A 19,698-nucleotide genomic window follows, 5' to 3' on the forward strand; every position below is an offset into this window, starting at 1 on the left:
CGTTAACAATAGATGTTAACAACGGAGATTAGCGACGAAGGGCAATCGCTTCGATTTCGATCTTCACATCCTTTGGCAGACGCGCCACTTCGACACAGGAACGCGCCGGGAAGTGAGCTTCATGCTCGGTGAAAAACGCCTCATAAGCCGCATTGACCGTGGCGAAGTCATTTAAATCTTTTACGAACACCGTGGTCTTCACGATGTCGCCGACCTTCAGACCTGCTGCTTCAACAATCGCCTTCACATTTTCCAGTGACTGACGCGCCTGTGCGGCAACGTCATCCGCCACCTGGCCGGTCGCCGGATCCACCGGGATCTGGCCAGAGGTGATGATCATGCTGCCCAGATCGACACCCTGAACATAGGGGCCGATAGCGGCAGGGGCTTTTTCAGTACTGATTTCACGAGACATCATTGCTCCTTTGATTACGTCGTCAGGCGGCGATGCCGCCGGTGTTGCCCATTATAAGGTCGGGCAGGGCGATTACCAGTGACCCAGCACCACATGGCGGGCGAACTCTTTTTCGCAATATTTGCACTTCAGATGCACATCGTCGGCGCGCTGCTTCACGGCAAAGCTGGAGAAGACCGGCTCGCTGCGGCTGATGCAGTTGCTGTTCGGGCAGGTCAGCACCCGTTCAACGTGGTCCGGCAGCGTCGGGGCGATCTTCGCGACCACTTCATAGTCGTCGATGCGGTTTACCGTGGCATGGGGCGCATAGACCGCCAGCTGATTGACCTGATCGTCGGTGAGAAAGGTGTTCTCAATCTTGATCAGATCTTTGCGGCCCATCTCGCCCGAGGGCAGATTCAGGCCAATGGTAATGCGCTGATCGGTTTCGGTCAGCCGGAACAGAGAGAGCAATTTAAAGCCGATCTGCGCCGGAATATGGTCGATGACCGTGCCGCGTTTGATCGCTTCGACCTGCAGTTTGTTGTCCTGCGTCATGGGGGTATCTCCTTACAGGGCGAGTTCGCTGTTTAAAACCAGTGCCAGCAGAGCCTGGCGCGCATAGATGCCGTTACCCGCCTGCTGGAAATACCAGGCATACGGGGTTTTATCGACATCGGTGGTGATTTCGTCGATGCGCGGCAGCGGGTGCAGTACCTTCATATTGTCTCGCGCCGTAGCGAGATCGGCGGCGCGCAGAATGAACTGCGCTTTGACATTGGCATATTCTGACGGATCGAGCCGCTCTTTCTGCACCCGCGTCATGTAGAGGATATCGAGCTGCGGCATCACCTCTTCAAAGCTGTCGTGACGTGACCAGCTGATATTCTTCTCATCCAGCATGTCGGTGATATAGGCCGGCATCGCCAGCGCATCGGGCGCGATAAAGAAGAAGCGGTTGCCGTCAAACTTCGCCAGCGCCTGGGTCAGGGAGTGCACGGTGCGGCCATACTTCAGGTCGCCGACCATCGCCACATTCAGCTGATTAAGACGGCTCTGCGTCTCCTGAATGGTGAAGAGATCAAGCAGCGTCTGGGTCGGATGCTGGTTCGCGCCGTCACCGGCGTTGAGAATCGGGATGCCACCGGAGAATTCGGTCGCCAGCCGCGCCGCGCCTTCCTGCGGGTGACGCATCACAATGGCATCGACGTAGGTGCTGATCACTGAAATGGTGTCGGCCAGGGTTTCGCCCTTTTTGCCCAGCGACGTATTACTGCCGTCAGCAAAGCCCACCGCTGACGCGCCGAGGCGATGAATGGCGGTTTCAAACGACAGGCGGGTACGGGTCGACGCCTCAAAGAAGCAGCTGGCGATAACCTTGTGCTTCAGCAGTTCCGGCTGCGGGTGGGCTTTCAGCTTTGCGGCGGTGTGCAACGCCAGTTCCAGCTCTTCACGACTGAGGTCGTTAATTGAAATAATGTGTTTGCGATATAGCGGGTTAGCCATAGCTTTCTCCTCTGCGCGGCCGGATTGCGGACAAAAAAAAGCCCCTGCTTAAGGGGCTTTTTTAAGATCGGGTCGATGACCGAAAGAAACAGTAGCACCGCCTGCGGTCAGGCGTGATTGAGCGTCAAATTGTCCGCTGTGCTGTAGCATATTTCCTCCGGCAAATTGGGCCGCATTATACCCGTTCGCGGTGGGGCAGCAAGAGGAAAACGTTTGCGCCTGCCTGGCCGATCGGAGGCCGGGCCAGGTCAGGCGGATGAATCGCTGAGTATCAGCGCTCCCTGGCAGCATCAGCCCGTGTCACATCCGTCGGTCAGCGCTGGCCCAGCGTGGCCACCATTACCGCTTTAATCGTGTGCATCCGGTTCTCAGCCTGGTCGAACACAATGCTGTGTGGTGACTCAAATACCTCGTTGCTCACTTCCATGCCGTTGGGCAGATCGTACTGCTCTGCCATCTGCTGGCCCAGCGTGGTCTGATCGTCGTGGAAGGCGGGCAGACAGTGCAGGAATTTAACCTGCGGGTTGCCGGTCAGATCGAGCATCGCGCGGTTCACCTGATAGTCACGCAGCAGCGCGATACGCTCGGCCCACACCGCTTTGGCTTCGCCCATCGACACCCAGACATCGGTGTAGATAAAGTCAGCGCCTTTCACGCCGTCGGCAATATGTTCGGTGAGGGTGATTTTCCCGCCGGTCTGCTGCGCGGCTTCACGGCACTGCGCCACCAGTTGCTCCTCTGGCCAGCAGCTCTTTGGTGCCACCAGACGCAGATCCAGCCCCACCTGTGCGGCGGCTTCCAGCATGGTGTTGCCCATGTTGTTGCGCGCATCACCTACATAAACCAGCGTCATCTCGCTGAGTTTTTTGCCCGGCAGATGCTCCTGCATGGTCAGCAGATCGGCCAGCAGCTGGGTCGGATGAAACTCGGTGGTCAGGCCGTTCCACACCGGCACACCGGCATGTTCCGCCAGCGTTTCCACCAGTTCCTGACCGTAACCGCGATACTGAATGCCATCATACATCCGGCCCAGCACCCGCGCGGTGTCGCTCATCGACTCTTTATGGCCGATCTGGCTGCCACTCGGGCCAAGATAGGTGACGTTCGCACCCTGATCGTAAGCGGCAACTTCGAAAGAGCATCGGGTACGGGTCGAGTCTTTTTCGAAGATGAGCGCGATGTTTTTACCTTTCAGATGCTGCACTTCATGGGCGCTTTTTTTCGCCCGTTTCAATTCAGCGGAAAGGGTAAGCAGGTGATCAATCTCGGCGGGCGTAAAATCCAGAAGCCTGAGGAAATGGCGCTGATACAGCTGACTCATACAACACTCCGGTAATCATTAAAGTGAATTAAAATTCAATCTAACCGTATGAATATGCATTTTCAAGTGCAGGGCTAATAAACTTTTCGTTTTGTGTAGTGGCGCGACGGGCAGTATGGGAAAATAATTGATTATTGCCGAACTCAGAGAGGATATCGTCATGGCATATGAAGCATTACTGGAAGAGCAGCAGGAAGAGACGCGGCAGATTATTGAAGAGCTGCTGGAGGATGGCAGCGATCCTGATGCGCTCTATACCATCGAGCACCATCTCTCATGCAATAATTTTGATTCGCTGGAAAAAGCGGCCGTTGATGCGTTCAAGCTGGGTTATGAAGTGACCGAGCCGGAAGAGCTGGAGCTGGAAGATGGCACCACCGTGATGTGCGTAGACATCATCAGCGAATCCGCCCTGAAGCCTGAACTGATCGATGTGCAGGTTGAGCAGCTGGTGAACCTGATTGGTAAGTACAACGTCGATTACGACGGCTGGGGCACCTATTTTGAAGATCCCGATGCCGAAGATGAAGATGACGACGCCATCGAAGATGAAGATGATGATGGTATTCGCCACTAAGTAGCCGGGGCGGAGAGTTCTCCGCCTGTCACCCCTGCCACCTGTTTTAACATCATGAACTACGCACCCTTACTTGAACCTATCTATCAGTTTCTGCACTGCCGCACGCCACAGGCCTGGATTGATGAGGCGCGCAAGCCGGAAAATCTGACCCTGCTGTTAACCGACCATCTGGTGTGCGAACTGAAAGCCGCGCAGACCGCGGTGTGGTTGATCCGCAAATATGTTGCCGACAAACCCAGTGGCGACGCCATTCTGGCGTGGCTGAAACCTTATGAAGATTTTATCTTCCGCGAAGATGGCGACAGCGACTTTATCAACGCCCATAAGAACCTGACAAAACGTATCATCGTGCGCAATGCGCTGCCGTGGGCGGATGAGCTGGTGGAGAAGATGGTGCTGCTGATTAAAGAGGAGCTGCATCACTTCTATCAGGTGTGGGAAATTATGCAGTCGCGCGGGCTGGTCTATCAGAAGATCACCTCCAGCCGCTATGCCAAATCGCTGCTGCGCGAAGTCACCACCCATGAACCGGAAACGCTGGTGGATAAGCTGATATGCGGCGCTTACATCGAGGCGCGCTCCTGCGAGCGTTTCGCCAGTCTGGCTCCTTATCTTGATGATGAACTGGCGAAGTTCTATCTGTCGCTGTTGCGCTCAGAGGCGCGGCATTATCAGGACTATTTAACCCTGGCGGCGCAGATTGCCACCAGAGATATCACGCCGCGGGTGCAGGTGATTGGGGCAACAGAAGGGCGGTTAATTAGCGAACCCGACAACGAATTACGCTTTCACAGCGGCGTACCGGCGTTCTGATTAGAGTAAACGGCGCTCTTACGATGGCCGTTTATTTTTTATATTGAACCGGGTTGATTTTATTAATAATAAAAAGATAAGTATTAACTGTTAATCTAATATGAACGCGTTACCTCCGAAAAATATAATTTGAGTGACCCCTCACAAAATATTTTATCTCTTCTGTTTTTTCTTTGCGGAATAACTATAGTGCTTTTGCCGGATTAGGATTGTTATTTTTCAAGCAAAACCTGATTCATAACGCCTCTTTGCCAGAGAGGGTTGTGAATCAGGTTTTTTTTTGCACCGGGTATAGCCGGGGAAAAGAATCAGCGACTTTTTTTTGGCGTCCAGTTTTGCTAATAAGCATTTAATGGAAGGAGTCATTAACATGAGGGGAAAGCGCGGTATTCCGTTATTTATTTTACTGTTTTTGCAGCCATCTGGCGCATGGGCTGACTTTTCCGACGCATTATCGTTCTCTGACACTGCTTTCCTGCGTGATTCGCAACTCGATCTCAGACTGCGTAATCACTGGAAGTATCTCAAGGAAAATGAAGCGCAGCCTACCGCTGTTCATAATGCCTGGGGACAGGCGGCAAGCCTGAATTTTCGTTCCGGCTATCAGTGGGACTGGCTGGGTTTCGATGCAACCTATACCCGAGCGATCAGGCTGGGAGCCAGCGATTACTTTGCCACGCGCGGCCTGCTTTACGACAGCGGCGGTCATCAGCAAAAAGCTGACGCGCACGGCTTCAGCAAGTTTGGTGAACGCTATCTGAAAGTGAAGCTGGGGGACGCGAATGCGGGATTTAAAGGAAAAGCGGGCTGGCAGGAGTTAAAAAACATCGGCGTGCTGACCACCACGGACCGCTTGTCACGCAACAGTTACTCAGGCTATAGCGGCGCGCTGAACGTGCAGAAGATACGGCTGGATTTGGCTTACGTGACCAAAACGCTTCGCCACGACTCGCCGAAGAGTCTTGCCCTGCAAACCCAGGACCGACGAAAAATTAATGCGATCTATACCGGCGCACTGAGCTATACCGCTGATCGCGGACGTCTCGCCTACGCATTTGGCGAAGCGGAAGCCTACCAGCGGCGTCATGTTATCGAAGCGAATTACTCGCTCTCGCCGGACTGGCGCTTGTCCTCTCAAATTTATGGCAGTCAGGGGCTGGAAAATTATAAAAGCATGGCGGCCAGCAAAAGATCGTTCGATAACCACGCGTGGCACTATGTCGGTGAAGCAGACTGGATTAACGACAGATGGACACAGAAATTCGCTGCCGCCTGGACTTCGGCACCCAAACATAATGCGGTGGGATATTATGTGCGCCCGCTGACAAAAAATACCCGTGGACGTTTCAACGCCCTGACCTCTTCCGGAAAAGATTATACCCGTGATAAAGAACTGGCGCTGGTGTCGCAGACGGAATTTGAAATTTCAAAAGGCATTTTTAGCGGGTTTCAGATTAACTATGGACAGTTTAATTATCGTAATACGCGTATACGTTCGGGGGAAGTCGCGCTCATAAACCGCTTCATCGAACCCCATCCGGTCCTGAAGGATTTATCGGTCTTTACGCTATTCGGTTATGGCTGGTCATATAAGAATAATAAAGAAACGCCGGTTTTTAATGCGCAAGGAAAATATATGCGTTCTCCCAGCCTTTCTGCAGAGATCGCGGTTGAATATAAATTAAATCTGTTCAGATAAGGAAAATACGATGAAAAGAATTTTTAAAGCGTTGCTGATTCTTATTGTGGTTGGGGCTGTCGCAGGCGAAGCCTTTGCCGCCGATGTCACTCTCTACGTTACGCGGCATGGTAAAACGATGTTCAACACGGTGCATCGCGCGCAGGGATGGGCAGATACTCCGCTAACGCCAGCGGGCGTGGAGGTGGCGCAAAAGCTGGGACGCGGTCTGCAGACGACCCCGTTTATTGCCGTCTGGTCCAGCGATTCTGGCAGAGCGAGAGAAACCGCGCAGCTTGTGATGCAGGCATGGAAAACGCCGCTGCCGCTGAACGAACGCCGGGAATTGCGGGAAGTGGGCTTTGGCCTGTATGAGGGCGATCTGAATAATAATATGTTGAACGATGCCGCCCATCAGTTGGGATTTGCATCCGATACGGCGCTAATGGAGGCCTATGGCAAAGGCAAGGTTCATGTCGACAGGATCATAGACGCTATCCGGCAGGCGGAAGCGTCAGGCACGCCGGCACTGAGAGGCATTAAATCAGCAGGCATGGCCGAAAGCTATCAGCAGGTTGCGAAGCGAATGGTCGATAGCCTGACTGAGATAGCGCAGCAGGCCCGGCAGCAGGGCGGCGGTAACGTTCTGGTGGTCACGCATGGCCTGGCGATTACAGCGCTACTGCAGGCGCTTGGCGATACGTCGTTAAACCAGACGCTGGACAATGCGAGCGTAACCCGGCTGCGCTATACCGACAGCGGAGAGTTCGTGATTGAATCCATCAACGATATGAGTTACGTAGAGCGCGGCTTATAACTTCCGCAACATACGCACTTCGCAATCGACATGGCCTGTGCAGCCCATCGCGCTGTCGATATGCTCGAAGCCGAGTGACTCATAAAGTTTAATGGCCCGCGTCAGGCTGGCGGTGGTTTCCAGATAGCAGCGACGGAAGCCGTGGCTGCGTGCATGTTCTATCGCCCGCAGCGCCAGTTCGCGAGCCAGACCCTGACCGCGCACCTCCGGCAGAAAGTACATCTTTTGCAGTTCGCAGATATCGGGCGCGCTGCAGGCGAGCGGCGCAACACCGCCGCCGCCGACCACCTTGCCCTGATACTCAACAATCCAGTAGGCGCTCTGTTCTGCACTGTAGAGCTCAAACAGCTGGTCGAGCTGCGGATCGGAAACGGTGTAGCCCTTGTCAGCCGTCAGGCCGAACTCCGCGGAAACGTCGCGGATCACCTGGGCGATATGCGGATTATCGGCGGCAGTAATCGGCCGCACCTGGAGGTCAATACGCGGGGTGGCGCTGGTCGTCATCATCTCTTCCGGATTTGTACGAGGTCAATAAAAAAGCCGGGCAAGCCCGGCTTTATGAATAAGCTGTCAGCTAAGACGCTTACAATGCCGCAATGACCGCCTGCTGTTCAATCAGTTTTGCTTTTGATTGTTGCAGGTCCGCTACGCGTTCGCGCTCTTTCGCCACCACCGCTTCCGGGGCGCGCGAAACAAAGCCTTCGTTCGCCAGCTTGGTCTCGATCTTCTCGATTTCTACATCCAGCTTAACCAGCTCTTTCGCCAGACGCTCCAGCTCGGCGGTTTTATCCACCAGATCCGCCATCGGGATCAACAGCTCTGCACCTTCAACCAGTTTGGTCACCGACACCGGACCTTTCTCGCCCGCAGGCAGAATGGTCAGGCTTTCCAGACGCGCCAGGCGCGACAGGAAGTTGCGGTTGGCTTCAACTCGACGCAGTGCCGCAGGCGAGCAGTCACGCAGCAGCACATCCAGCGGCTTGCTCAGTGCGATGTTCATCTCGGCACGGATATTACGCACCGCCACGATCGCCTGTTTCATCCACTCGATGTCCGCTTTCGCTTCGGCATCTTCTTTCGCCGCATCGTACTGCGGGAAAGGCTGCAGCATGATGGTGTCGTCGCTGATATTCTTCAGCCCCTTCACGCGCTGCCAGATGGTTTCAGTGATAAACGGAATGATCGGATGCGCCAGACGCAGCAGCGCCTCGAGCACGTGAACCAGCGTATGACGGGTGCCACGCAGTTCAGATTCACTGCCGCTGTTCATGACCGGCTTGGTCAGCTCCAGATACCAGTCGCAGAACTGGTTCCAGGTGAAGTCATACAGCAGGTTAGCCGCGATATCGAAACGGTAGCTATCCAGCGCTTCACGGTACGCTTTCACCGTGTTGTTGAACTCGGTCAGGATCCAGCGATCTGCCAGCGACAGCGTCATTTCACCGCCATTCTGTCCGCAATCCTGCTCTTCGGTGTTCATCAGCACAAAGCGGCTGGCGTTCCACAGCTTGTTACAGAAGTTGCGATAGCCTTCCAGGCGCTTCATGTCCCAGTTGATGTCGCGACCGGTAGAGGCCAGCGCCGCCAGAGTGAAACGCAGCGCATCGGTGCCTGATGGCTCGATGCCGTCCGGGAACTGCTTCTCGGTACGTTTGCGGATTTTCTCCGCCAGCTGTGGCTGCATCATGTTGCCGGTGCGTTTTTCCAGCAGCGCTTCCAGTGAAATGCCGTCGACCATATCCAGCGGGTCAATCACGTTGCCCTTGGATTTCGACATCTTCTGGCCTTCTTCATCACGGATCAGACCGGTCATGTAGACGGTTTTAAACGGTACCTGTGGTTTGCCGTTTTCATCTTTGATGAAGTGCATGGTCAGCATGATCATGCGGGCAATCCAGAAGAAGATGATGTCGAAGCCGCTGACCAGCACGCTGGTCGGATGGAAAGTACGCAGCGCTTCGGTGTTTTCTGGCCAGCCCAGGGTGGAGAAGGTCCACAGACCTGAGGAGAACCAGGTATCCAGCACGTCATCATCCTGACGCAGCGCGACGTCGGCGGCCAGGTTGTTCTCAGCCCGCACTTCGTCTTCGGTGCGGCCGACGTAGACGTTACCGTTGTCGTCATACCACGCCGGGATGCGGTGACCCCACCAGAGCTGACGGGAGATACACCAGTCCTGAATATCGCGCATCCAGGAGAAGTACATGTTTTCGTACTGCTTCGGTACAAACTGGATGTCGCCGTTTTCAACGGCTTCAACCGCGACTTTCGCCAGCGGTGCGGTACGCACATACCACTGATCAGTCAGCATCGGCTCGATAACCACGCCGCCACGGTCGCCGTAGGGCACGGTCAGATCGTGGGGTTTGATCTCTTCAAGCAGGCCGAGTTCATCGACAGCGGCAACAATCGCTTTACGCGCCGCGAAGCGTTCCATGTTCTGGAAAGCCGCCGGGATCTCATCGGAACAGGCATCGCTGGCTTCGCCATTGGTGTCATACACCTGAGCACGATCGCGGATATCGCCGTCGAAGGTCAGGATGTTGATCATCGGCAGTTTGTGACGACGGCCGACTTCATAGTCGTTGAAGTCATGCGCCGGGGTGATCTTGACGCAGCCGGTGCCTTTTTCCATGTCGGCATGTTCGTCGCCAACGATAGGGATAAGACGGCCAACCAGCGGCAGCATCACAAATTTGCCGATCAGATCTTTGTAACGTGGATCTTCCGGGTTAACGGCGACGCCGGTATCGCCCAGCAGGGTTTCCGGACGCGTGGTGGCGACCACCAGATAATCTTTGCCGTCGGCGGTTTTTGCGCCGTCAGCCAGCGGATAGCGGATATGCCACATCGAGCCTTTGCTCTCGCGGTTTTCCACTTCCAGGTCGGAGATTGCGGTACGCAGTTTTGGATCCCAGTTCACCAGGCGTTTGCCACGGTAGATCAGGTTCTCTTTATAGAGGCGAACAAACACCTCTTTCACGGCGTTGGAAAGGCCATCGTCCATGGTGAAGCGCTCGCGCTCCCAGTCGACGGAGTTGCCCAGACGGCGCATCTGGCGGGTGATGGTGCCGCCGGACTCTGCTTTCCACTGCCAGATTTTGTCGATGAACGCATCACGGCCATAGTCCTGGCGCGTCTTGCCCTCTTCAGCCGCAATTTTGCGCTCAACTACCATCTGCGTGGCGATGCCCGCGTGGTCAGTACCGGCCTGCCACAGGGTATTTTTCCCCTGCATGCGCTGGTAACGGATCATGGTGTCCATGATGGTTTGCTGGAAGGCGTGACCCATGTGCAAGCTACCAGTGACGTTCGGCGGCGGGATCATGATGCAAAAGCTTTCCTGGCTGGTATCGCCATTCGGTTTGAAGTAGCCCTGCTTTTCCCAATGCTCGTAAAGCGGCTGCTCGATATCTTGCGGGTTATATGTCTTTTCCATTTCTGCTATGTCGTTTGCGGCTGTGGTGGCGCTGCCGTATTCAATTGGAATCCAACGCTGCGATACGCTTTATAGCGGTCGCGCGCCAGTTGTTTGAGCGTGTCTTCGTAAGGAACGAAGTCTATCACTTCATGGAAAGCAGTAGCAAAATCTGCGAAGTGGGGCAGCAGGCTAATCAGCAGGTCGCGCGGTGAACTGCCGCGACGCTGTGGCCAGGCCAGCTCAACCGGCGCACCGTAGCGCGGGCCTTCACCCGCCAGGTTATGCGGCACGAAGGCGTTTGCCGGTCGTTGCCACAGCGCTTCGTCGAGACGAATGGCTTGCTGTTCATCTTCGCAGGCGATCAACACCCGCTTTCCGGCCCGCCAGCGTGTTTCCGCCAGATTGCACACCAGCGCTTCAACGGCGCTAAGGCCATCGCTCGTTGCATCGGTTTCCAGCACGTAGAAGGTTGCGTTTTTCATCGGTTTGCTCATCAGAAGATCAAGGGCGGAATGATATCCGCCCTTGCTGTCAGAAAAGAGGGCGCTTAATCGTCGCCGTTCAATCCTGCCCGATTCAACAGAAATTGCGACAGCATCGGCACCGGACGTCCGGTGGCGCCTTTGGCCTTGCCGGAGCGCCAGGCGGTACCGGCGATATCCAGGTGTGCCCAGTTATATTTGCGGGCAAAGCGTGCAAGGAAGCAGGCGGCGGTAATCGCGCCGCCGGGACGGCCACCAATGTTCGCCATATCGGCAAAGTTGGACTCCAGCTGCTCCTGGAACTCATCCGCCATCGGCAGACGCCAGGCGCGATCGCCTGACTGCTCTGAGGCGCTGATCAGCTCATGCGCCAGCGGATTGTGGTTCGACAGCAGGCCGCTGATGTGATGACCCAGCGCAATCACGCAGGCACCGGTCAGCGTCGCCACGTCAATCACCACTTCCGGATCGAAACGTTCAACATAGGTCAGCGCATCGCACAGGACCAGGCGGCCTTCGGCATCGGTGTTCAGCACCTCAACCGTCTGGCCAGACATGGTGGTCAGCACGTCGCCCGGACGCATCGACCGGCCATCCGGCATGTTTTCACAGCCCGCCAGCACGCCAACCACGTTCAGCGGCAGATTCAGCTCTGCCACCATACGCATCACGCCATAGACGGCAGCCGCGCCGCACATGTCATACTTCATTTCGTCCATGCTGTCGGCAGGCTTGATGGAGATGCCGCCGGAGTCAAAGGTCAGCCCTTTACCCACCAGCACAATCGGACGCGCTTCCGCATCCGGATTGCCTTTGTACTCAATTACCGACATCAGCGATTCGTTTTGCGATCCGGCCCCGACAGCGAGATAGGCGTTCATGCCCAGCTCTTTCATCTGCTGTTCGCCAATGACGCGGGTGGTGACATTTTTGCTGAAGGCATCCGCCAGCTGACGCGCCTGTGACGCCAGATAGGCGGCGTTACAGATATTAGGTGGCATGTTGCCGAGATCTTTAGCCGCTTTCATACCGGCCGCGACTGCTAATCCATGCTGGATCGCCCGTTCGCCGCTGGTCAGTTCACGGCGGGTCGGCACGTTAAAGACCAGCTTGCGCAGCGGACGACGTGGCTCCGCTTTGTTACTTTTCAGCTGGTCAAAGTTGTAGAGCGCCTCTTTGGAGGTCTCTACTGCCTGACGCACTTTCCAGTAGGTGTTGCGGCCTTTGACATGCAGTTCGGTCAGGAAGCAGACCGCTTCCATTGAGCCGGTGTCGTTGAGCGTGTTAATGGTTTTCTGAATGACCTGCTTGTACTGGCGTTCATCCAGCTCACGCTCTTTACCGCAGCCAATCAGCAGAATACGCTCGGACAGGATATTTGGCACATGATGCAGCAGCAGTGTCTGGCCCACTTTTCCTTCCAGCTCGCCGCGGCGCAGCAGGGCGCTGATGTAGCCGTCGCTGATTTTATCCAGCTGCTCGGCAATCGGTGACAGACGACGCGGTTCGAAAACGCCAACGACAATGCAGGCACTGCGCTGTTTTTCCGGGCTTCCGCTTTTTACACTGAACTCCATGCACTCTCCTGAATCTTAAAGACAACGGCCGCTGCTGCCGCTAGAATGTAGCGCGCTCATGACCCATTTATTCATCGTCGCAGCATGACATTCTGCTGCTGGAGGTCATAATGAATCAGGGTGACAAGATGTTGTTTTTTCACCACCCGGACGCGTTTTTCATACAAATTTAGCTACGGCGACGGCCATTGATGAAGAAAAATGGCTGATAAGCGTTGAAACTAGCGATTTTCCTGCAAAAAGACAAGTTTTCACAGGCGTACTAAGCGTGATCATCATTAGATATCTGGTTCGGGAAACGCTCAAAAGCCAGCTGGCTATCCTGTTTATCCTGCTACTCATCTTCTTTTGTCAGAAGTTAGTCAGGATCCTGGGTGCCGCGGTGGATGGCGAAGTGCCGACAAACCTCGTTCTGACCTTGTTAGGACTCGGTGTGCCTCAAATGGCACAACTTATACTGCCCTTAAGTCTGTTTCTGGCGATCCTGATGACGCTGGGGCGGCTCTACACGGAAAGTGAAATTACCGTGATGCACGCCTGCGGCCTGAGTAAGGCCGTCCTGGTGAAAGCGGCGATGGTGCTGATGCTGTTTACCTCGATCGTGGCGGCCGTGAACGTCATCTGGCTGGGACCATGGTCATCCCGCTATCAGGATGAGGTGACGCAGAACGCCAAAGCGAACCCGGGTGCGGCAGCAATGGCCGCCGGGCAGTTCCAGACCTCCAGCGACGGCAGCGCCGTGCTGTTTGTCGAGGATGTGAAGGGCAACAACTTTGGTAACGTGTTCCTGGCGCAGTTACGGCCAAAGGGTAACGCGCGACCGTCGGTGGTGCTGGCTGACAGCGGTCACATGGAGCAGCATAAAGATGGCTCGCAGGTGGTGACGCTGGATAAAGGCACCCGTTTTGAGGGCACCGCTCTGCTGCGTGATTTCCGTATCACCGACTTCACCAATTATCAGGCCATTGTGGGTTATAAAGCGGCAACGCTCGATCCTAACGATGCAGAACAGGCGAGTCTGACTGACCTGTTCGCGAATAAGACACCTGAGTTTCAGGCCGAGCTGCACTGGCGTCTGACGCTGGTGTTTGCGGTGCTGGTGATGGCGCTGATGGTGGTGCCGCTCAGCGTGGTGAACCCACGTCAGGGGCGCGTGCTGTCGATGCTGCCCGCCATGATGCTCTATCTGATTTTCTTCCTGTTGCAGAGCTCGCTGAAGTCGAGCGGCGCGAAAGGGCGGCTCGATCCGGCGCTCTGGATGTGGGTGGTGAATATCAGCTATCTGGTGCTGGCGGTGCTCCTTAACCTGTGGGATACGGTGCCGATGCGTCGGATTCGCGCCCGCTTTACCCGCGGAGGGTCGGTCTGATGTTTCGCGTACTTGACCGCTATATCGGTAAAACCATTTTCAATACCATTATGCTGACGCTGTTCATGCTGGTGTCGCTTTCCGGCATCATCAAGTTCGTCGATCAGCTGCGCAAGACCGGCCAGGGCAGCTACAACGCGCTGAGCGCCGGTTACTACACCCTGCTGAGCGTTCCCAAAGATATTGAGATCTTTTTCCCGATGGCGGCCCTGTTGGGCGCGCTGCTGGGACTGGGCGCGCTGGCGCAGCGCAGTGAACTGGTGGTGATGCAGGCGGCGGGCTTTACCCGCATGCAGGTTGCGCTGTCAGTGATGAAAACAGCGATTCCGCTGGTGTTGCTGACCATGGCGATTGGCGAGTTTGTTGCGCCATCGGGCGAGCAGATGGCGCGTAATTACCGGGCGCAGCAGCTTTACGGTGGTGCGCTGGTCTCAACCCAGAACGGTCTGTGGGCGAAAGATGGCAATAGCTTTATCTTTATCGAGCGCATTAAAGGCGACAACGAAATTGATGGCGTGAGCATCTACAGTTTTAACGATCAGCGTCGTCTGCAGAGTGTGCGTTACGCGGCGACGGCGACCTGGGATGCGGCTAAGAAGCGCTGGATACTGTCGCAGGTTGATGAGTCTAACCTCACCGATCCGAAGCAGATTACCGGTTCACAGAGCCTGAGTGGCGAGTGGAAAACCAATCTGACGCCGGACAAGCTGGGTGTGGTTGCGCTGGATCCTGACGCGTTATCGATTCGCGGTCTGCATAGCTACAGCAAATATCTGAAGCAGAGCGGTCAGGAATCGGGACGTTATCAGCTGAATATGTGGAGCAAAATTTTCCAGCCGCTGTCGGTGGCGGTGATGATGCTGATGGCGCTGTCGTTTATCTTCGGACCGCTACGTAGCGTGTCGATGGGTGTGCGTGTCGTAACCGGTATCAGCTTTGGCTTCCTGTTCTACGTGCTGGACCAGATTTTCGGTCCGCTGAGTCTGGTTTACGGTCTGCCGCCGATTCTGGGGGCGATTCTGCCGAGTTTTGCGTTCTTCGCTATCAGTATGTTTATGTTGATTAAGCGGCGCTAAGCGCAATGAATGCAGTAAAAGAAAAGGCCGCGCAAGCGGCCTTTTTTGTTTTTAAAGTGAAGGCTCAGGGCAGGCTTCCATCGCTTTACGTTTGGTCTCCGTCTGGAAGATGCGGTTTCAGCGGCTTTATTCTGCGCTGATGCCCTGTTTATGCGGAGTGCCGGGTCGTCTCTTTCAGTGTCCTGATAAGTTGCTCTCTGTTCAGGGCTACACAATAGGCGGGCGTCGCACGCTCGAAACGCCAGCCTTCCGCTAACGAGCCCGCATCTACCGCATCAAATCCAAAGGCTTCATATAATGCCGTGGCGGTCGCTTTCCCTTCGCTATCATCTCCCGCCAGCGGTAACGCCTGCCGGTTAGCATCGCCCGGCGGCAGGCCCTGAGTTTCAAGATCGGTCATGCGGATGGCATTGAATGCCTTGGTGACGCGGCTGTCAGGAAGCAGGCGGGCAAGCCGTTCACTGGTGCTGATGCGGCCATTAAGCAGCTCTTCAATTTCGCCATCGCGGTCGGGATAGTAATTGACTGCATCAAGCACGATTTTTCCCCGCAATTCTGTGGCCGGAAGTTGTTCCGTTGCCGTGAGCGGCACGGCAATCACCACCACGTCGCCGAACTCTGCGGCCTCGGTGGCGGTGCCGGTTTCACAGCCAATCATCGGTTTCAGGCTGAACAGCGTTCGTGGATCGCGCGAGTTGCTGAGCATCACCTGATGTCCTGCCTGAATCGCCAGTTTTGCAATCGCCCGGCCAACAAAGCCTGCGCCAATAATGCCTATTTTCATACGTTTCTCCTTGATGAGTTTCACGCACTGACCTTAATTAAAAACAGGAGGTGAATAAATCGACAAACAGACGCAATATAAACAACCAACAGGAGGGAATCATGGATCGGCTTACCAGCATGAACGTGTTTGTTACCGTCGCGGAATCGGGCTCGTTTGCCGCCGCCGCCGGGCATTTGCAAATCTCACCGCAGATGGTGGCGAAGCATATCGCCATGCTGGAGAAGCATCTCGGTACGCTACTTCTGCATCGCACCACCCGACGACAAAGTCTGACGGATGTGGGCCGCAACTATTTCGAACGCTGCAAAATCGTGCTGGCAGAGGTGCAGGAAGCGGATGCGATCGCGCTGGATATGCAGCAGCGGCCGTCCGGTACGCTGAAGGTCAGCGCCCCGGTCACGTTTGGTTCTTTTAGCCTGGCGCCGTTTGTGACCCGCTATCTTGACCGGTTTCCGGAAACGCAGGTCGATCTTGAACTCAGCGATCGGCTGGTCGATCCGTTTGAAGAGGGTTATGAGGTGGTGATCCGGATTGGTGCGCTGGCGGACAGTTCGATCATCGCCCATCCACTGCAGCCCTACCGGCTGATAGCCTGCGCGTCGCCAGCCTATCTGGCGCGGCACGGTGTTCCCGCCACGCCAGCAGAGCTGGTGAACCACGCCTGTCTCGTTTATGGCATCTGGTCGCCATCAAAACCCTGCCGCTGGGTGTTCAGCCAGGCCGGTAAGGTTGAAGAGGTACATCCGCAGGGGCGCATGCGATCGAATGACTGGAAAGCGCTCCTGCATGCGGCGCTGGAGGGTTATGGCATTACCCTGGGGCCGGCCTCCATTCTCTCTGAAGAGATCAGACAGGGGCGGCTGGTCCAGGTGCTGCCCGATTATGCCGGGCCAGCACGCCCCATGCATGTGCTGATCCCGGCGGGCCGCCGCCAGACGGTGAAAATCCGCAGCTTTGTTAGCGCCATTATTGCCGAGTTTGGCCTCTATCCAACCACATCCGGCTAAACCAGGCGGTTATCGGCTCAGCAGCGGGAGTAACTGGGGCAGCTGCGACAACAGGTAGAGGATCAGCCCGATGGTGCCGCCAACCAGCGTGCCGTTGATGCGGATAAACTGCAGGTCTTTGCCGATATTAAGTTCGATCTGCTGCGACATGTCGCGTGCATCCCAGCTCTTCACGGTGTCGCTGATGTGACGCGTCAGGAAGCCAGCAAACTCTGGTGCAACGCTGCGTGCGGCCTGTTCCAGATGCTGATTCATCGAGTCACGCAATGCCGGGTCGGCCGCCAGGGTTTCGCCCAGCCATAAGGCTGCACCGCGCACTTTCTCCTGCACCCGTGAGTCATCGCTGCTGAGATCCGCTTTGAGCCAGTTGCGCATATCATTCCACAGCTCGCCGATGTAGCGGTTAAACGAGGCATCTTCTTTCAGCCAGCCTTTGATCTCCTCGGCACGTTCAGCCATCTCCGGGTCGTTCTGCAGTTTAACGATCAGCTTGTCGACCGCCCGATTGAACCCGAGGCGTAGCTCATGGCCCTGATCCAGCGCCACATCATCCAGCAGTGAATCGACCGCGTTTGCCACCAGCTCGGCGCTGTGCTCGCCCAGCCATTCGGTCGGCAACATTTTGGCTTTGATCGGATGCTCGCGTTTCAGCCAGCGCACCAGCTGCATGGCAATAAACTCGCGGGTACTCGGCTTATGCAGCAGCTTCAGCAGCTGTTCGATTGCCGCGTCCAGCAGCGCCTGATGACGGTTGTTTTTCGTCAGGCTCTCCAGCAGCAGGGCGCTGGTCTGGCTGAGATCGACCTTGTCGATGGCGCGATGTACTGCGCGGCGCATGAAATTCTGGATCCGGGTGTCATCGGTCAGATCAAGGAAGCCGCGCATCACCTGCAGCAGATGGCGGCCAATGCGGTCAGCATTGCCCGGCGCATTCAGCCATTGCGCCAGCAGGTTGGAAGGATCGTGACGGCGAATCAGATTCAGCAGCGAGTCGGTATCAAGAAACTTCTCCTGCACAAAGCGACCGAGGTTTTCACCGATACGATCTTTGTTGCGCGGAATGATGGCGGTATGACGCGAGATAAAGGGCACCGGCACGCGCCGGAACAGTGCGACCACCGCGAACCAGTCCGCCAGCGCGCCGACCATCGCAGCTTCCGCAATCGCTTTTACGCCGCTGACCCAGAAGCCGGGCGGCAGAAAAAGCGTAACGATAAAGGTAATTGCAGCCAGCAGTAACAGCAGCAGCGCCAGACGTTTCGTCCGTTTCAGTTCGTGTTGTTTATCCATATCCTGATCTTAGCAGAGAGCCGGTTTCATCGGCGACGACCACCCAGCAGGCTGCCGAGTACGCCACGGATGATCTGATTGGTAATCTGGCGCGTGGCGCTTTTCGCCATGGTCTGCACCACGCCATCGTGCTTGCCGCCGCGCGGGCCGGTACGGCCAAACAGGATCTCTTTCAGCCCGCCGAGAATGCCATTGTCTACCGCGACATCGTCGCCTTTCGCCGGGGGCGCGCTGGCCTGATCGCTGGCGGCCTGAAACCCTTTTTGCAGCTTCTCAAATGCCGATTCGCGATCAACTTCGCTGTCATATTTGCCATAGAGCGGTGAATGGTTGATCAGGCCGTTGCGTTCATCGCCTGTGACCGGACCCATACGTGAGCCGGGTGCAATGACCATGGCGAGCTCCACCACCGACGGACTGCCTTTAGCATCCAGGAAGGAGATCAGCGCTTCGCCGGTGCCCAGTGCCTGAATCGCCTCGACGCTGTCAAACGCCGGATTGGCGCGCAGGGTATCGGCGGCGGTTTTTACCGCTTTCTGATCTTTAGGGGTGAAGGCGCGCAGGGCGTGCTGGACGCGGTTGCCGAGCTGACCCAGCACCCGATCGGGAATATCTGCCGGGTTCTGGGTGACGAACCAGACGCCGACCCCTTTGGAGCGGATCAGCCGCATGACCTGTTCTATTTTCTCCAGCAGCACCGGCGGCGCGTCGGTAAACAGCAGGTGCGCCTCATCAAAGAAGAACACCAGCTTTGGCTGATCGAGATCGCCCGCTTCCGGCAGGTGCTCGTAAAGCTCCGACAGCAGCCACAGCAGGCTGGTGGCGTAGAGTTTCGGCATCTGATAGAGCTTCTCAGCAGAGAGGGTGTTGATGACGCCTTTGCCGTTGCTGTCGACGCGCATCCAGTCGGCGATATCGAGCATCGGTTCACCAAAGAAGTGCTCCGCGCCCTGTTGCTCCAGCGTCAGTAACCCGCGCTGGATGGCGCCGACCGAGGCGCTGTTGATGTTGCCGTAGTGGGTCTGGAAGCTTTTGGCGTTGTCACCGATGTACTGGGTCATGGCGCGCAGATCTTTGAAGTCCAGCAGCAGCAAACCCTGGTCATCGGCGATGCGGAAAATAATCTGCAATACGCCGCTCTGCACCTCATTCAGGTTCAGCAGCCGCGCCAGCAGCAGCGGCCCGAGATCGGAGACGGTAGCGCGAACCGGATGGCCTTTCTCGCCGAAGATATCCCACAGCACCACCGGATTGCTCTGCGGCTGCCAGTCGGTGACGCCGATTTTCGCCAGCCTCTCCTGCAGTTTTTCGCTGGACTGCCCAGCCATCGCCACGCCGGTCAAATCGCCTTTAACGTCAGCCATAAAGACCGGTACGCCGCTGGCGGAGAACGATTCAGCCAGTTTCTGCAGCGTAACGGTTTTACCGGTGCCGGTCGCGCCGGTGATCAGGCCGTGGCGGTTGGCCATTTGCGGCAACAGATGAAGTTCGACGTCTGGCGTACGGGCAATCAGTAGCGGGGAAGTCATGATTTCCACTCTCAGGCATTGGGTTATGCCTGAAGGATAGCAAGCCGGAGC

Annotated in this window: 18 protein-coding genes; 7 read left to right on the plus strand and 11 right to left on the minus strand. The window is 56.2% G+C overall.

Translation table 11 applies throughout. From position 1 onward, the window contains the following. Positions 1–28: 28 nt before the first annotated feature. From ridA to argF, 4 genes are all read right to left on the minus strand, one after another. Positions 29–415: a 2-iminobutanoate/2-iminopropanoate deaminase gene (ridA, locus tag ACMGGP_RS01150; protein ID WP_010251687.1), complete on the minus strand. Its 387-nt coding sequence runs from the start codon at positions 413–415 to the stop codon at positions 29–31. Positions 416–487: 72 nt separating this feature from the next. Continuing rightward, on the minus strand, positions 488–952 hold the full coding sequence (pyrI, locus tag ACMGGP_RS01155) for an aspartate carbamoyltransferase regulatory subunit (RefSeq protein WP_010251684.1): 465 nt from the start codon (positions 950–952) through the stop codon (positions 488–490). Positions 953–964: 12 nt separating this feature from the next. Next, positions 965–1,900 (minus strand): aspartate carbamoyltransferase, encoded by a 936-nt coding sequence (pyrB, locus tag ACMGGP_RS01160; RefSeq protein WP_010251681.1) that lies wholly within the window; start codon positions 1,898–1,900, stop codon positions 965–967. A gap of 313 nt (positions 1,901–2,213) precedes the next feature. Further along, the gene (gene argF, locus ACMGGP_RS01165) at positions 2,214–3,221 is read right to left on the minus strand and encodes an ornithine carbamoyltransferase (protein ID WP_167423623.1); all 1,008 of its coding nucleotides are present in this window, start codon (positions 3,219–3,221) and stop codon (positions 2,214–2,216) included. A gap of 160 nt (positions 3,222–3,381) precedes the next feature. On the opposite strand from argF, the gene rraB reads away from it, so the two are divergent. The 4 genes from rraB (at position 3,382) to ACMGGP_RS01185 (ending at position 7,109) form a co-directional block, all read left to right on the plus strand. Continuing rightward, a complete protein-coding gene (gene rraB / locus ACMGGP_RS01170) occupies positions 3,382–3,798 on the plus strand; it encodes a ribonuclease E inhibitor RraB (protein ID WP_010251675.1) in 417 nt (138 codons plus the stop codon). Positions 3,799–3,852: 54 nt separating this feature from the next. After that, the gene (gene miaE, locus ACMGGP_RS01175; RefSeq protein WP_010671789.1) at positions 3,853–4,614 is read left to right on the plus strand and encodes a tRNA isopentenyl-2-thiomethyl-A-37 hydroxylase MiaE; all 762 of its coding nucleotides are present in this window, start codon (positions 3,853–3,855) and stop codon (positions 4,612–4,614) included. 370 nt (positions 4,615–4,984) lie between these two features. Further along, positions 4,985–6,313 (plus strand): OprD family porin, encoded by a 1,329-nt coding sequence (locus ACMGGP_RS01180; protein WP_167423622.1) that lies wholly within the window; start codon positions 4,985–4,987, stop codon positions 6,311–6,313. Positions 6,314–6,323: 10 nt separating this feature from the next. Further along, complete coding sequence (locus tag ACMGGP_RS01185) at positions 6,324–7,109, plus strand: histidine phosphatase family protein (protein ID WP_167423621.1); 786 nt, start codon at positions 6,324–6,326, stop codon at positions 7,107–7,109. Here the strand turns inward: ACMGGP_RS01185 and ACMGGP_RS01190 are convergent. From ACMGGP_RS01190 to pepA, 4 genes are all read right to left on the minus strand, one after another. Continuing rightward, positions 7,104–7,616: a GNAT family N-acetyltransferase gene (locus tag ACMGGP_RS01190; protein ID WP_498798056.1), complete on the minus strand. Its 513-nt coding sequence runs from the start codon at positions 7,614–7,616 to the stop codon at positions 7,104–7,106. The genes ACMGGP_RS01185 and ACMGGP_RS01190 overlap by 6 nt on opposite strands. 76 nt (positions 7,617–7,692) lie before the next feature. Next, on the minus strand, positions 7,693–10,548 hold the full coding sequence (locus ACMGGP_RS01195; protein WP_010671782.1) for a valine--tRNA ligase: 2,856 nt from the start codon (positions 10,546–10,548) through the stop codon (positions 7,693–7,695). Between the two features lie 5 nt (positions 10,549–10,553). Further along, on the minus strand, positions 10,554–11,012 hold the full coding sequence (locus ACMGGP_RS01200) for a DNA polymerase III subunit chi (RefSeq protein WP_010251657.1): 459 nt from the start codon (positions 11,010–11,012) through the stop codon (positions 10,554–10,556). Positions 11,013–11,077: 65 nt separating this feature from the next. Next, positions 11,078–12,589: a leucyl aminopeptidase gene (gene pepA / locus ACMGGP_RS01205; protein WP_010251654.1), complete on the minus strand. Its 1,512-nt coding sequence runs from the start codon at positions 12,587–12,589 to the stop codon at positions 11,078–11,080. Between the two features lie 268 nt (positions 12,590–12,857). Between pepA and lptF the strand changes: the two genes are divergently transcribed. Both lptF and lptG read left to right on the plus strand, forming a co-directional pair. Then, complete coding sequence (gene lptF, locus ACMGGP_RS01210; protein ID WP_010671780.1) at positions 12,858–13,958, plus strand: LPS export ABC transporter permease LptF; 1,101 nt, start codon at positions 12,858–12,860, stop codon at positions 13,956–13,958. Then, a complete protein-coding gene (gene lptG / locus ACMGGP_RS01215; RefSeq protein ID WP_010251648.1) occupies positions 13,958–15,034 on the plus strand; it encodes an LPS export ABC transporter permease LptG in 1,077 nt (358 codons plus the stop codon). Before lptF ends, lptG begins: the two co-directional genes overlap by 1 nt. Before the next feature lie 148 nt (positions 15,035–15,182). Here the strand turns inward: lptG and ACMGGP_RS01220 are convergent, their stop codons facing one another. Next, on the minus strand, positions 15,183–15,818 hold the full coding sequence (locus ACMGGP_RS01220) for an NADPH-dependent F420 reductase (RefSeq protein ID WP_167423620.1): 636 nt from the start codon (positions 15,816–15,818) through the stop codon (positions 15,183–15,185). A gap of 101 nt (positions 15,819–15,919) precedes the next feature. Here ACMGGP_RS01220 and ACMGGP_RS01225 point away from each other — a divergent pair, with 101 nt between their 5' ends. Further along, complete coding sequence (locus ACMGGP_RS01225; protein ID WP_167423619.1) at positions 15,920–16,828, plus strand: LysR family transcriptional regulator; 909 nt, start codon at positions 15,920–15,922, stop codon at positions 16,826–16,828. A gap of 9 nt (positions 16,829–16,837) precedes the next feature. Here the strand turns inward: ACMGGP_RS01225 and ACMGGP_RS01230 are convergent, their stop codons facing one another. Further along, positions 16,838–18,118 carry a DUF445 domain-containing protein gene (locus ACMGGP_RS01230; protein ID WP_033759683.1) on the minus strand — a complete coding sequence of 427 codons (1,281 nt, stop codon included), beginning with the start codon at positions 18,116–18,118 and terminating at the stop codon, positions 16,838–16,840. Positions 18,119–18,144: 26 nt separating this feature from the next. Beyond that, on the minus strand, positions 18,145–19,647 hold the full coding sequence (locus ACMGGP_RS01235; protein ID WP_498798057.1) for a helicase HerA-like C-terminal domain-containing protein: 1,503 nt from the start codon (positions 19,645–19,647) through the stop codon (positions 18,145–18,147). Positions 19,648–19,698: the final 51 nt, after the last annotated feature.

Origin of the sequence: Curtobacterium sp. BNK-1 (assembly GCF_048685235.1) — a bacterium.
GTDB lineage: Bacteria > Pseudomonadota > Gammaproteobacteria > Enterobacterales > Enterobacteriaceae > Pantoea > Pantoea agglomerans.

Bases quoted from the DNA above. Each gene is read 5' to 3' on its own strand.
- ridA (WP_010251687.1), bottom strand. From the start codon at position 415: ATGTCTCGTGAAATCAGTACTGAAAAAGCCCCTGCCGCTATCGGCCCC.
- pyrI (WP_010251684.1), bottom strand. From the start codon at position 952: ATGACGCAGGACAACAAACTGCAGGTCGAAGCGATCAAACGCGGCACG.
- pyrB (WP_010251681.1), bottom strand. From the start codon at position 1,900: ATGGCTAACCCGCTATATCGCAAACACATTATTTCAATTAACGACCTC.
- argF (WP_167423623.1), bottom strand. From the start codon at position 3,221: ATGAGTCAGCTGTATCAGCGCCATTTCCTCAGGCTTCTGGATTTTACG.
- rraB (WP_010251675.1), top strand. From the start codon at position 3,382: ATGGCATATGAAGCATTACTGGAAGAGCAGCAGGAAGAGACGCGGCAG.
- miaE (WP_010671789.1), top strand. From the start codon at position 3,853: ATGAACTACGCACCCTTACTTGAACCTATCTATCAGTTTCTGCACTGC.
- ACMGGP_RS01180 (WP_167423622.1), top strand. From the start codon at position 4,985: ATGAGGGGAAAGCGCGGTATTCCGTTATTTATTTTACTGTTTTTGCAG.
- ACMGGP_RS01185 (WP_167423621.1), top strand. From the start codon at position 6,324: ATGAAAAGAATTTTTAAAGCGTTGCTGATTCTTATTGTGGTTGGGGCT.
- ACMGGP_RS01190 (WP_498798056.1), bottom strand. From the start codon at position 7,616: ATGATGACGACCAGCGCCACCCCGCGTATTGACCTCCAGGTGCGGCCG.
- ACMGGP_RS01195 (WP_010671782.1), bottom strand. From the start codon at position 10,548: ATGGAAAAGACATATAACCCGCAAGATATCGAGCAGCCGCTTTACGAG.
- ACMGGP_RS01200 (WP_010251657.1), bottom strand. From the start codon at position 11,012: ATGAAAAACGCAACCTTCTACGTGCTGGAAACCGATGCAACGAGCGAT.
- pepA (WP_010251654.1), bottom strand. From the start codon at position 12,589: ATGGAGTTCAGTGTAAAAAGCGGAAGCCCGGAAAAACAGCGCAGTGCC.
- lptG (WP_010251648.1), top strand. From the start codon at position 13,958: ATGTTTCGCGTACTTGACCGCTATATCGGTAAAACCATTTTCAATACC.
- ACMGGP_RS01220 (WP_167423620.1), bottom strand. From the start codon at position 15,818: ATGAAAATAGGCATTATTGGCGCAGGCTTTGTTGGCCGGGCGATTGCA.
- ACMGGP_RS01225 (WP_167423619.1), top strand. From the start codon at position 15,920: ATGGATCGGCTTACCAGCATGAACGTGTTTGTTACCGTCGCGGAATCG.
- ACMGGP_RS01230 (WP_033759683.1), bottom strand. From the start codon at position 18,118: ATGGATAAACAACACGAACTGAAACGGACGAAACGTCTGGCGCTGCTG.
- ACMGGP_RS01235 (WP_498798057.1), bottom strand. From the start codon at position 19,647: ATGACTTCCCCGCTACTGATTGCCCGTACGCCAGACGTCGAACTTCAT.